The sequence below is a fragment of the Euzebyales bacterium genome, from assembly GCA_035461305.1.
Lineage (GTDB): Bacteria > Actinomycetota > Nitriliruptoria > Euzebyales > JAHELV01 > JAHELV01.
Genome location: DATHVN010000186.1, coordinates 1 through 11,846 on the forward strand (window position 1 = coordinate 1; position 11,846 = coordinate 11,846).

The 11,846-nt window shown below is 69.8% G+C and carries 12 protein-coding genes and 1 pseudogene; 9 read left to right on the forward strand and 4 right to left on the reverse strand.

Annotation, left to right across the window (positions count from 1 at the left end; all coding sequences use genetic code 11):
* Both VK923_17455 and selD read left to right on the forward strand, forming a co-directional pair.
* The coding region (locus VK923_17455) for a hypothetical protein (GenBank protein ID HSJ46467.1) at nucleotides 1-521 on the forward strand (521 nt) is incomplete at its 5' end.
* A 183-nt stretch (nucleotides 522-704) separates the two neighbouring features.
* Nucleotides 705-1,676: pseudogene (selD, locus tag VK923_17460) on the forward strand (selenide, water dikinase SelD).
* 65 nt (nucleotides 1,677-1,741) lie between these two features.
* On the opposite strand, the gene VK923_17465 reads toward selD, so the two are convergent.
* Nucleotides 1,742-2,932 carry an amino acid aminotransferase gene (locus tag VK923_17465; GenBank protein ID HSJ46468.1) on the reverse strand — a complete coding sequence of 397 codons (1,191 nt, stop codon included), beginning with the start codon at nucleotides 2,930-2,932 and terminating at the stop codon, nucleotides 1,742-1,744.
* A 271-nt stretch (nucleotides 2,933-3,203) separates the two neighbouring features.
* Here VK923_17465 and VK923_17470 point away from each other — a divergent pair, with 271 nt between their 5' ends.
* The 7 genes from VK923_17470 (at nucleotide 3,204) to rdgB (ending at nucleotide 8,198) form a co-directional block, all read left to right on the forward strand.
* On the forward strand, nucleotides 3,204-3,674 hold the full coding sequence (locus VK923_17470) for a M67 family metallopeptidase (protein HSJ46469.1): 471 nt from the start codon (nucleotides 3,204-3,206) through the stop codon (nucleotides 3,672-3,674).
* Nucleotides 3,675-3,771: 97 nt separating this feature from the next.
* Entirely contained in the window at nucleotides 3,772-4,047 is a 276-nt protein-coding gene (locus VK923_17475; protein ID HSJ46470.1) for a MoaD/ThiS family protein, read from the forward strand.
* Between the two features lie 9 nt (nucleotides 4,048-4,056).
* Nucleotides 4,057-5,001 (forward strand): cysteine synthase family protein, encoded by a 945-nt coding sequence (locus tag VK923_17480; GenBank protein ID HSJ46471.1) that lies wholly within the window; start codon nucleotides 4,057-4,059, stop codon nucleotides 4,999-5,001.
* A gap of 183 nt (nucleotides 5,002-5,184) precedes the next feature.
* Nucleotides 5,185-6,012, forward strand: coding sequence for a glutamate racemase (gene murI, locus VK923_17485; protein HSJ46472.1), 828 nt, complete (start codon nucleotides 5,185-5,187; stop codon nucleotides 6,010-6,012).
* Nucleotides 6,013-6,079: 67 nt separating this feature from the next.
* On the forward strand, nucleotides 6,080-6,832 hold the full coding sequence (locus VK923_17490) for an MBL fold metallo-hydrolase (protein HSJ46473.1): 753 nt from the start codon (nucleotides 6,080-6,082) through the stop codon (nucleotides 6,830-6,832).
* Nucleotides 6,829-7,611 (forward strand): ribonuclease PH, encoded by a 783-nt coding sequence (rph, locus tag VK923_17495; GenBank protein ID HSJ46474.1) that lies wholly within the window; start codon nucleotides 6,829-6,831, stop codon nucleotides 7,609-7,611. The genes VK923_17490 and rph overlap by 4 nt, the downstream gene beginning before the upstream one ends.
* Nucleotides 7,608-8,198, forward strand: a complete 591-nt coding sequence (rdgB, locus tag VK923_17500) for an RdgB/HAM1 family non-canonical purine NTP pyrophosphatase (protein HSJ46475.1) — start codon at nucleotides 7,608-7,610, stop codon at nucleotides 8,196-8,198. Before rph ends, rdgB begins: the two co-directional genes overlap by 4 nt.
* Here rdgB and VK923_17505 read toward each other — a convergent pair whose 3' ends face one another.
* The 3 genes from VK923_17505 to VK923_17515 form a co-directional block, all read right to left on the reverse strand.
* Entirely contained in the window at nucleotides 8,199-8,669 is a 471-nt protein-coding gene (locus VK923_17505; protein HSJ46476.1) for a CYTH domain-containing protein, read from the reverse strand.
* 26 nt (nucleotides 8,670-8,695) lie between these two features.
* Complete coding sequence (locus VK923_17510) at nucleotides 8,696-9,139, reverse strand: hypothetical protein (protein ID HSJ46477.1); 444 nt, start codon at nucleotides 9,137-9,139, stop codon at nucleotides 8,696-8,698.
* Between the two features lie 2,500 nt (nucleotides 9,140-11,639).
* A partial coding sequence (locus VK923_17515) for a hypothetical protein (GenBank protein ID HSJ46478.1) occupies nucleotides 11,640-11,846 on the reverse strand: 207 nt, incomplete at its 5' end.

The window sequence follows — 11,846 nt, forward strand, 5'->3', positions numbered from 1 at the left end:
CCTGCGAGGCGCGCCAGCGGCGTGCGATGATCGACGGCACGATGTACGGGCTCGTCGGACGCAACGCGATGGTGGTTGGTGCGGCGGTGGCGGCCGTGCTGCTGATCATGCAGCTGCGGACGAGTGGGATCGACAACTACGCACCCGCCGACGTGCTGTCGATCCTCTTGATCGCCGTGCCCGTGATGACGCGCGCGGTGCGTCCGCGACCGCACCAGCGGTCCGGCCCGCCGCACGGCGCCGAGGCCGGCGAGCACGGCCGGGACGATCATCCGCAGCCGCCGTCGCGGCCACCGCGCATGGACAGCGAGGCGGCCCGTGCGATGGAGCGCATGCTGGTGCGCGGGATCGCGCTGGCCCTCACGGTCGGGGCGTGGCTGCTGGCGGTGGTGCTCGTGCTGTTTCAGGCATGGGCGCCGGTGGCGTCGGCGCTGATCGTGTTCGGGGTGGCGGCGGCCGGTGTCCCGGCCCAGGTTGAGGATGCACCGCTCGCGTCGTCGCCGGGCAACGGCGTGGGCTGAAGAGCCGCTGCCGCCGCCCTGCACTCACGAATCGCCGGACGACGCCGTCGTGCGTACGGTGGAGGCGGCCGTCCACTAGGCTCGCCACCGACCGTGACGTCGAGCTGTGGAGAGGACGGTGTGGATCCCGCGACCCGTCGCCTGACGGAGTTCAGCCACGGCGCAGGGTGAGCGTGCAAGCTCGCCCCAGGCGAGTTGGCGCAGGTCCTGCGCCGTCTGCACCCCGGCACCGACGAGCGGCTGCTGATCGGCGCCGATCCCGGCGACGACGCCGCCGTCTGGCGGCTCGACGACGACCGCGCCCTGGTGGCGACGGTCGATGTCATCACGCCCCTCGTCGACGATGCCACACTGTGGGGGCGCATCGCGGCGGTCAATGCGGCCAGCGACGTCTACGCCATGGGTGGCCGGCCGCTCTTCGCGCTCAACATCGTCGGGTGGAACCGCGACGAGCTGCCACTCGACCTGCTGAGCGAGGTGCTCGCAGGGGCCGAGGCCGCGGCCGCGGACGGGGGTTGGATCACCGCCGGCGGGCACACGATCGACGATCCGGAGCCCAAGTTCGGCTGCGCCGTCTTCGGCGAGGTCGCCGTGGACCGGATGCTGCGCGCCGATGCGCTGCGCCCGCAGGACGACCTGGTGCTCAGCAAGCCGCTCGGCATCGGCATCATCAGCACGGCGATCAAGCGCGGGGTGGCACCCGGCGACGTCGTCGACGCCGCCGTGGCGTCGATGATCCGGCTCAACGCGGCAGCAGCGTCGGCGGCGGTGGACGCGGGGGCGAGTGGTGCGACCGACATCACGGGGTTCGGCCTGCTCGGCCATGTACGGCGGATGGCCGAGGCATCGCGCGTCGACGTGCACCTCGACGCCGGCGTGGTGCCGGTCTTGCCCGGCGTGCGCGACCTGCTCGCTGCGGGCATGGTGCCCGGCGGTTCGCGTCGCAACCTGTCGTGGGCCGCCGAGCGTGTGGTGGCCGATGGCGTCGACGACGAGACGCTGCTGCTGCTGGCCGACGCCCAGACCTCGGGCGGGCTGCTGTTCGGTGTGCGCGATGGCGCTGTCGTGGTCGATGGACTGCGCGGGTCAGGTCACATCGCGGCCGTGGTCGGCCGCGTGACCGGGGCCGGCGAGGGACGCATCCACGTCGCCTGATCCCATGCGTGTCCGACCGCAAGCATTGCGCGTGCACCCGACGTCGGCCGTGGGTCACGGCGAAGTCAGGTGTCGAGCACCGCAGCCAGTGCGTCGGCGAGCCTGTCGACGTTGGCCTCCGTGATGCCGGCGACGTTGATCCGGCTCGACCCGACCAGGTATACGCTGTGGTCGTCCCGCAGGCGCTCGACCTGTGCCGGTGAGATGCCCAGGAACGAGAACAGGCCGCGCTCGTCGGCGATGAAACCGAAGTCGGCGCCGCGTTGCGCCATCTGGTCGGCGAACAGCCGCCGCACACCCAGCAGCCGCTCACGCATGTCGGCCAGTTCGCTGCGCCAGCTGGCGGTCAGCTCGTCGTCGCTGAGGATGTGGCCGACGATCGCGGCACCGTGCGCCGGCGGCATCGAGTAGATGCCACGCGCGATCGAGTTGAGCTGGCTACGTGCCGCGGCGGAGGTGTCGGCCGTGGAGGTCACCGCGCAGATCAGCCCGGCCCGCTCGCGGTACAGCCCGAAGTTCTTCGAGCACGAGTAGGCGACCAGTAGCTCCGGCAGCCGCTCCGCGAGCGTGCGCACGCCATAGGCGTCCTCGTCGAGCCCGTCACCGAGGCCGTGGTAGGCGATGTCGACGAACGGCGTGAACCCACGTTCCAGCGCCAGGTCGGCGACGGCGTCCCACTGCTGCCGGGTCAGGTCCGCCCCGCACGGGTTGTGGCAGCAGCCGTGCAGCACCACGACCTCGTCGCGCCCGAGGGCCGCAAGCGCCGCCAGCATCGCGCCGCCGTCGACCGCGTGGGCGTCGTGGTCGTAGTACGGGTAGGCGTGGATCTTCAGTCCGGCATCACCCAGCAACGGTTCGTGGTTGGGCCACGTGGGCGTGCTGACCCACGTCGGGGTCCCCGGCCGCAGGCGGTTGATCAGCTCGGCGCCGAGCCGCAGCGCACCACAGCCGCCCACTGACTGCACGGCGCCGACGCGCTCCTCGGCCAGCACGGGGTGGTCGGCACCGAACAGCTCGCGGGTCACCCCCACGATGAACGCCGGGTCGCCCGGCGGTGCGACGTAGCTCTTGGTCCGCTCGGACGCCAGCAGGCGCTCCTCGGCGGTGCGCACCGCGGCGATGATGGGCGTCTCGCCGGCGCTGTTGCGGTAGACGCCTGCGCCAAGGTCGATCTTGTCGGGGTTCGGATCGCGCTGGTAGGCGCCAATCAGCCCGAGGATGGCGTCGGGTGGCAGTGTGCGCACAGTGTCCAGCATCGAGGGCTCCTGTTTCCGCCGTCGTGGACCGGGGTTCGGTGCGCATGCTACGCCGTCCGGTGCCGCTGCCGGTGGCCACAGAGGGCTGACATCCACCCAAGCTGGGGCGCATGCGAGCTCAGGGGCGTGCCCGGCACGTGGCAGTTCGCGACCGCTGAGTCGCACGGCTGACGGCCTTCGGGCCGCTAGCCTTGCGTGGTCCACTACGGCGGACGCGGGAAGGGTGGCCCCGACATTGGCCTCGAGCAGGGAGAGCGGCAGGTCGCCTGAGATGACGACGATGCAGCCGAGTCGCGAGTTCCACCTCGACCGCTCGACCCACGACGACCTGATCGAGCACGCCCGCAGCGACGTCCCGTACGAGGTCTGCGGGCTGCTCGCGGGCGCAGGCGGTCGCCTGACCGCGCACTACCGCATCCCCAACGCCGCGCGGTCGATGACCTTCTACAACATGGACCCCACAGCGATGCTCGCCGCCATGAACGAGATGGACGACAACGACTGGGACCTGCTGGGCATCTACCACTCCCACACCCACACCGAGGCGTACCCGTCGAGCACCGACATCGAGTTGGCCTTCTATGCCGACGCGGTCTACCTGATCGTCTCGCTGCAGGACCCACAGGATCCACACATCCGCGCGTTCGACATCGTCGACGGTGAAGTGCGCGAGCGTACCCTCGTGATCGACGGGGAACGTTCCGCGACGGATCCGGCCGCGCCGACCGCCGGGAACATGTGAGGATCCACCCGCGTTGACCCTATTGTCACCAGTATCCCGGACGGCTCGGTCACTACGCTTGAGGATCGGCCCGCCGACGTTGAGGAAGCGATAGACCATGGCGATTGAGGTTCGAGTGCCGACAGTGCTGCGCAAGCACACCGACGGCCAGCGGCGCGTGTCCGGCGACGGAGACCACCTGCGCGAAGTCATCAACGACCTCGGCCACCGTCACGACGGGCTGAAGTCCGCACTGATGGCCGACGACGGCAGCCTGCATCGCTTCATCAACGTCTACGTCAACGACGAGGACGTGCGGTTCATGAAGGGCATCGACACTCCGCTGTCCGACGGTGACATCGTGTCGATCCTCCCAGCCGTCGCAGGAGGGTAGCGGGCAGGCATGCTGCTGTCGGATCCGACGCTGGCTGTCGGCAACACGCCCCTGGTCAAGGTGGCCGCGCTGTCGCCGGCTGACTACGAGATCTACGTCAAGCTCGAGGGCAACAACCCCACGGGCTCGATCAAGGACCGCGTGGCGCTGTACCTGCTCACCGACGCCGAGCGGCGCGGCGAGATCGCGCAGGGATCGCGGATCATCGAGCCGACCAGCGGTAACACGGGCATCGCGCTGGCCGCCCTGTGCGTCGCGCGAGGCTACAAGCTGACCTGCGTGATGCCCGAGAACACCTCCGAGGAGCGGCGGACGATCCTCGAGCTGTACGGTGCCGACATCGTGTTCTCGCCGGCGGGCGAGGGCTCCAACGGCGCGGTGCGCCTGGCGCGCGAGATCGCCGACGGCGATGACGACGTCTACATGCCGTTCCAGTACGGCAACGAGTCGAACCCCCGCGCCCATTACGAGACCACCGCGCCGGAGATCATCGCCGACCTGCCCGACCTCGCCGCCGTCGTTTCCGGTCTGGGGACGGGCGGTACCCTGGCCGGTGTCGGTCGTCGCCTCAAGGAGCACGACCCCGACATCAAGGTGTTCGCCGCCGAGCCCGAGTACGGCGACCTGGTCTACGGGCTTCGCAACCTCGACGAGGGGTTCGTGCCGCCGATCTTCGACCCGACGCTGCTCGACGGTCGGATCAAGGTCGACTCGCAGCGCTCGCTCGAGGCGACGCGTGCGCTCGCCCAGCACGCCGGCATCTTCGGGGGCGTGTCGACGGGAGCAGCACTGTCGGTCGCGCAACGCATGTGCAGCCCCGACCGCCTGCCCGAGGGCAGCAAGGTCGTGGTCATCTCGGCCGACGGTGGCTGGAAGTACCTGTCGACCGGCGCATTCGGCGCCGGGGACCCGACGACGCTCGCCGAGGGCCTCGCCGACACCGTGTGGGCCTGACCTTCGCGTCGAGGTCGTCCGCGCACAGCGGGCGCCCATGGCGTCGATGCTTGCGCTCGCTGCGACGGGGCCGACCGTCGGGGCCGGCCGGTGGGGGACGGCTAGACTGCCGCGCCATGGTCTCCTCGCCCCTGCCGCCCGGCCCGCCAGTGCCCGCACGCCCCGACCCGGCGGAGCAACGACGTGCCTGACCGGCGTCCCATCGGCGTCTTCGACTCGGGCGTCGGCGGGCTGACTGTCGCGCGGGCCCTGCTCGACCTACTGCCCGACGAGCGCATCGTCTACTTCGGCGACACCGCGCGGTTCCCCTACGGCACCAAGAGCATCGGCGAGCTCCGACGCTTCGTTGACGAGGTCGTCGCGTGGCTGGACCGTGCCGACGTCAAGATGATCGTCGCGGCGTGCAACAGCGCGACCGCGGCGGCGGTCGAGCCCGAGGACGGGGTCGCGTTGAACGCGCCGGTGCCGGTCGTGGGGGTCATACGTCCGGCGGTCGCCTCGGCCGCGCGGGCGACGCGCAACGGGCGTGTGGGGGTCATCGGGACCGCGGCGACGATCGGATCGCGCAGCTACGAGCACGCGTTCGCCGCGCTGGCGCCCGACGTCGAGGTCGTCTCCCAGGCGTGCCCGGCGCTTGTGTCGTTCGTCGAGGACGGGCGAACGACCGACCCCGACGTGCTCGATCGGGTGCGGGCCGACCTGGCACCGCTCATCACCACGCGCGTCGACACGATGATCCTCGGCTGCACCCACTACCCGCTGCTGACCGGCGTGCTCAGCTACGTGCTCGGACCCGATGTGCTGCTGATCTCCAGCGCCGAGGAGACGGCGCGGCGGGTGGTCGCGCGCCTGTTCGACGATGACCTGCTCGCCGACCGGCGCTCGGGGCCGCACCGGTTCGTCGCGAGCGGTGACGCCGACGCGTTCCGGCACCTGGCCATGCGGTTTCTCGGGCCACGGCTGGCAGCGGTTGATGTCGAGCAACCATGGCGTGAACTAGCCTCGTCCTAGCGGCGACGGCACGGTCCGATGTCGTCGCGACCGGGTGTCGCGGCCGGCGTCACGAGAGGGGACGGCGATGGTCAAGGTGACGGTGCTGGGCAGTGCCGGCAGCCATCCTGGCAACGGGCGGGCGTGCTCATCGTACCTGGTCACGGCCGGTGACCACCATCTGCTGCTGGACTGTGGCAACGGCTCGGTGACGAACCTGATGGACGCCGTTGATCCGGCGGACCTCGACGCGGTGATCATCAGCCACATGCACCCCGATCACTTCGTCGACCTCTACGGCCTGCACTACGCCCTGCGGTTCCATGAGCGGGGAGCCAAGAAGGTCGACGTCTATGCCCCGGCCGGGGCGCGTGAGCTCATGACGTGCCTGCTGCTCGGCGACTCCGCCGACAGCTTCAACCGGCACCTGCCCGTGCACGTCGCCGCCGCAAGCGACACGCTCGAGATCGGGCCGTTCGTGGTCGACCTGTACGCGGCGAACCATCCGATCGAGACGCTCGCGTCGCGGGTGGCGGTCGACGGTCGCGTCGTCGCCTACTCCGGCGACAGCGGCGGCACCGACGAGCTCATCGCGTGCGCAGAGGGCGCGGATCTGTTCATCTGCGACTCGACCTGGGTGTCGCGCGATGCGCCGTTCCCGTCCGGCGTGCACATGACCGGCACCGAGGCGGGTCAGCATTCCACCGCTGCCGGAGCCCAGCGGCTGATGGTGACACATGTCTTTCCACAACGTGAACCCGAGCAGGTGGCCGCCGACGCCGAGACCGTTTATGACGGTCTGGTGTGGGTCGCGGTCGACCGGGAGGAATACGAACTGTGAGCACTTCGAGCAGGGCCCAGCGCGACGAGCAGTCCGACGAAGACACGGAGCACAAGCGCCACGACGGGCGCCTCAGCAACGACCTGCGTCCCGTTACGTTCGAGCTTGGCGTACAGCGTTTCGCCGAGGGATCGGTGATGGTGAGCTTCGGCGACACCCAGGTGCTGTGTGCGGCGAGCGTGCAGCCGGAGGTGCCACGCTGGCTGCGGGGGTCCGGTGGGGGTTGGGTCACCGCGGAGTACGCGATGCTGCCCAGGGCCACGTCGGAGCGGACGCGCCGCGAGGTCAGTTCCGGTCGTCCGAAGGGACGGACCCAGGAGATCCAGCGCCTGATCGGTCGCGCGTTGCGGTCGGTGATCGATCTCGAGGCGCTGGGGGAGCAGGTCATCGTCGTCGACTGCGACGTGATCGTCGCCGATGGTGGGACCCGCACCGCGGCCATCACGGGTGGCTGGCTAGCCCTGTCGCTGGCGCTGGACGCGATGGTCGCCGACGGCACGCTGCGATCCGCGCCCACGCTGGAGCCGGTGGCGGCGGTCAGCGTCGGCATCGTCGACGGGGTCAGCGTGCTCGACCTGGATTACCGGGAGGACGTCGCCGCGCAGGTCGACATGAACGTCGTCGCGACCGCCGACGGGCGCATCGTCGAGGTCCAGGGCACCGCCGAGGGCTTCCCGTTCACGCGTGACCAGCTCGACGAGCTGCTCGACCTCGCGCTCGTCGGCTGTCGCCAGCTCACGCTGGCCCAGGCGACCGCCCTGCGCAACGAGGTGGCATGACGACGGTCGTGCTCGCGACACGCAACCGGCACAAGGTCGTCGAGCTGCGGCGCATCCTCGACGGCGCGCCGGTCGAGCTGGTCAGCGGCCTCGATCTCGACGTCCCCGACGTCGACGAGACCGGTGAGACGTTCGCCGAGAACGCGCTGCTCAAGGCGCGTGCCTGCGTGCAGGCGACCGGGTTGCCGTCGGTTGCCGACGATTCGGGCCTCGTGGTCGACGCGCTCGACGGGGCGCCGGGGGTGCGGTCCGCCCGCTACGCGGGGGAGGATGCCGACGATGACGCGAACCTGCGGCTCGTGCTCGAACGGCTCAACGCGGCGACACGCCGCACGGCGCGCTTCGTGTGCGTCGCGGCCCTGGTGACCCCCGACGGGCAGGAGGTCACCGAGGATGGCGTCGTGGACGGCGTGCTGACCGATGCGCCCCGCGGTGAGGGCGGGTTCGGCTACGACCCGATCTTCATCGCGGTCGGTCAGCAGCGGACCAACGCCGAGTTGACGCCCGACCAGAAGGACGCCATCTCGCATCGAGGGGCGGCATTCCGGGCCATCCGCCCCCACCTCGTGGAGTGGGCGTCCGCCTGATCACGGTGGGGGCGGCTGCGTCGCCAGGGCCGCGTTGCGGTACCGGTCGTCATTGGTGACCTCGCGCCCGAACCAGTCCGGTGGCCTGAACGCTTGGCTGGCTTCCTCCGATGCGAACTCCACCTCGGCGATCAGCAGACCCTCCAGCTCGGCCTCGAAGCGGTCAACCTCAACCTCGACCTTGGCTTCAGGTTCATGCGATAGCACCCAGCGCCGCTTGCTGATCCGCCGCCCCGCCGTGAGCGCCCACAGTCCGTGGAACTGCTCCGGCGACATCTGCAACGTGACCTCGGTGCGCACCTCTCCACGGCCACCCTTGACCGTCAGGACGTGGTCACCGGAGCGTGCCCGGACCCGGACCTCCAGATCGTCGGTGACGGCGAGGTATCCCTGGTCGATGCGCGTGGGCTCGACGTCAGCGGTCGCAGCGGGGAGTTCGTCGAGCAGAAACTTGCGTTCGATCTCGTACACATCGCCGACCTTCGGTGGACCGCGAGCTACTCCCATCCACCGATGTCGACCGCGTGCGCCTCCCACACCAGGTCGGCGCCGTGCTGGCGGTGGCGGACCAGGTCGGTGACCAGCTCCGTGACGTGGTCGCGCAGGCTCTCGATGTCATCATCGCTGGCGTGCGCGGGCAGGCGACGGATATGGGCGAGCGTCGACGACAGCTCGCTGCGGATGCGGTCGTGCTCCGCACACAACCGCTCGATCGCCTTGATCAGCCGTGGGCTGTGCTCGCCGATCTCGGCGAGGAAGCCGTCGTCACCCTCGGTGACTGCGATGTGGCGCTCGAAGGTGGCGGCCAGCGTGATCAACGCCTCGTGGACGGCGTCCGCCCACTGCGTCACGCGGCCCGGTGCCGGCCGCGCCAGCGACCGTTCCAGACCGATCATCGCCTCGCGGAGGTCGGCGCGCTGCGCCTGTGCGGTTCGGAGCAACGACGGATCCGCTGCGCTCACCTCGGTCGTGTGCGTGTCAAGCTCACCCAGCACTGTGCGACCTCCCAGGTCGACGGCGACTTCACTTTCGCACAGCATTGCAACCGTGTCATGGGGTGATTCGCGAGCGGTTCGCCATCGCAAGACAGCGGGGCCTTCACGCTACAGCAATATGCCGCGATGTTGACCGGCAATGAGGTGCGGCAACGCTGGCGGGCACCGTGCGGTGGCCGACCCCGACCGGGATCAGCCACCTACTGGATGCCTTCCGCCCGCGGCCGGTGCCGTCGGACAATGATCCGTCTCGTGGGATGACCACGCGGCCCGGGTCACTGGCCGCCGTGGACCACCTGGACCGGGGTGTGGCCGTCGTTGGTGCCTGGTGTCGGCGTGGAACTCCGCGGCGAGCAGCAGCAGATCGGCGTCGAGCCGGCGGAGAAGACGCGAGAGGCGATCGCCGTTCTCGAGCAGCAGCCGTGAGGTGGCACGACCCGCATTCGACCGAACGCCGGGATCTCAACCTGGACGATGATCCATCCGACCCGTTCCGGCGCATCGTCTGCACCCGGTCCGCGAGCCAGTCGAAGTCAGCAGCAGGCACGCGGGCAGGATCCCCTGCTTCCATTTCACGATCGGATCGAGTGTGATCACACCGAGGGTGCCGCGGCGATCGGCATGTCGGATGCCGCCGAAGTGACGTCGCCAGACGAGGTTCCAGTGTTCGTGTGCCTTGTACCGGAAGGTGCCGGGCGGGGCGCCGTCTTCGTGAGGTCGCCGACCTCGTGGTCGCCCTGCCCCACGGGACATCGAGCCCGGTCCAGTACCGGCGGTAGTAGCGGTAGTAGGTGTCGCCAGCGAGCCACACGGCCGCCGCGGTCCTCTGCCTGTACGTGCCGACAGGGCCGAACACGCCGGCGCCATCCACGTCCTGTCCCCAACGTCCTTCCACCATGTCTCCGGTGTGCAGCACGAGGTGGGAACCCCTCGTGATCTGTCCGATCGACGTCTCGGGGTACGTGCGCCATGAGGCGTTCGCGCCGCGTGGCATGCCTCGCCGCCAGTACGTAGAGACGCGGTAGTCAGCGACGTCGGTATGCGGCACACCCGACGTCGAGACGACGCGGTCGGTGTCTGCGCGTCCGCAGGAGCGCCCGGCGTCTCCCATCCCGTCGCGGGCCTCTGACCATCTCTTTCGCACACGTTCGTGCCGACTGGTCCCGCGGTTCGTGCTCGTCGTCACCCGTTCGTTGGCGTGACGTTGGCACGCGCACACCCGGTGACGGTCCACGTAGGTACGCTCCACCGACCGGACGAACGACGCCTGGCCATCGATCAGCGGCCAACATGGTTGGCCAGTGTGCTGATGGCGTCGGCCAGTGCGCCAGTGACTCGTTCAGGTGGCGGATGTCGTCCGCTCGGGCGAACTCATAGCTCATTGCTGACTTCCTGACCCCTCGACGAACCCCAATGTCCGAAGGCCCTGGTCGTAAGCGCGGTGGACGGCGGCCGAAACCTCGTGCGGACATGTGCGATGATCCTGGCCGATGGGGCGACAGCTCAACGCGGTGGGCGCATGCGGCGACGCGATACCCATCTACCCGGCGGCCTGGCGCAACGCGCTGGTCGACGTTGTGCACGCGCCGCCGCCGGCGTCGACCCGCCCGGCGTTCGTCGGTGTCCGACGTGCGCGACACGGTGCTCGACTCGACGACGCATGCGAACCGGTCTACTGCTCGTTGGAGTGTCGTGAGCGGATCGCGCGGCGGCGGGTCGTCGAACGCGAGTATTGACGCCCCCGAACAAGCGGTTCTCTCGTCGAGGGTGTGCCGAGCTCCACATCCTCCCCGATACGTGCTCGGGTGCTGACCGCTGACCACAGCACAACCGACCACACCAGCTCGATCACGCCTACCCCGCGGCCAGTTGCCGCGACCATGACGAGACCCAGCACGACGACCGTCAGCAGACCCAACAGGACCGCGGCGACCGCGCGGCCGAATGCTGTCCATATATGTCTGTCACGTCCTGCTCGGACCCGCCATCGTGGGCGGGGCTCCGCGTTGCCGCCGACCGGAAGCCATAGCTGGTCCACCGGTCGGCGGCGGATCCAGTGCTCGCCATCGAACCCCCGGACGGGGGGATCATACGCGATCCGCGGTGTCGACCGAAACTCCTCCGGGATGGCTGACAGCTCGCAGACGCACCGAGTAGCCCGATCCCTCCGCAGGCGCTGGTCTGCGACGCGCCAACCATGACACTCGAACATGCATTTGGTGTTGGGTGGCGTCCTGCCAGCGATGAGTATCCCACTACAGTCCTGCCGCGACGGCTGCGCGGCGATCCTTCGCGCACCAGGCGGCCAATGGGGGACCTCCGTGCTCCCGGCCGCCGACCGTCCGCGGCGTGTGGCGGTTCGCCAAGCCCGGTCCGCGCCGGATCCTGTGTGCCGAGCACGCGGCCGAGCTCGCCGGCCATGAGCGGTTGAGCGGGCCGTCGAGTTCTACGACGCCACGGTCGAGGACTGACCTACCCCCGTCCTGCGGCTACGGGTGGTCGTCGCCCCCGTCAACCGTCGCCCGTCTTCCGTCAACCGCTCCAACTCACCCACCGCGGCCAGCACCTCCGGGGACGCCTCGAACCACTCCGACGCCGGATACCGCCACCGATCAAGCCGCCGGTGGAGCGCGCGTTCCCGCGGCTCCCCCCC

Coding starts and splice junctions, on each gene's coding strand:
- VK923_17465 (HSJ46468.1), bottom strand. CDS start 2,932: ATGCTGGACACTGTGCGCACACTGCCACCCGACGCCATCCTCGGGCTG.
- VK923_17470 (HSJ46469.1), top strand. CDS start 3,204: ATGACGACGATGCAGCCGAGTCGCGAGTTCCACCTCGACCGCTCGACC.
- VK923_17475 (HSJ46470.1), top strand. CDS start 3,772: ATGGCGATTGAGGTTCGAGTGCCGACAGTGCTGCGCAAGCACACCGAC.
- VK923_17480 (HSJ46471.1), top strand. CDS start 4,057: ATGCTGCTGTCGGATCCGACGCTGGCTGTCGGCAACACGCCCCTGGTC.
- VK923_17490 (HSJ46473.1), top strand. CDS start 6,080: ATGGTCAAGGTGACGGTGCTGGGCAGTGCCGGCAGCCATCCTGGCAAC.
- rdgB (HSJ46475.1), top strand. CDS start 7,608: ATGACGACGGTCGTGCTCGCGACACGCAACCGGCACAAGGTCGTCGAG.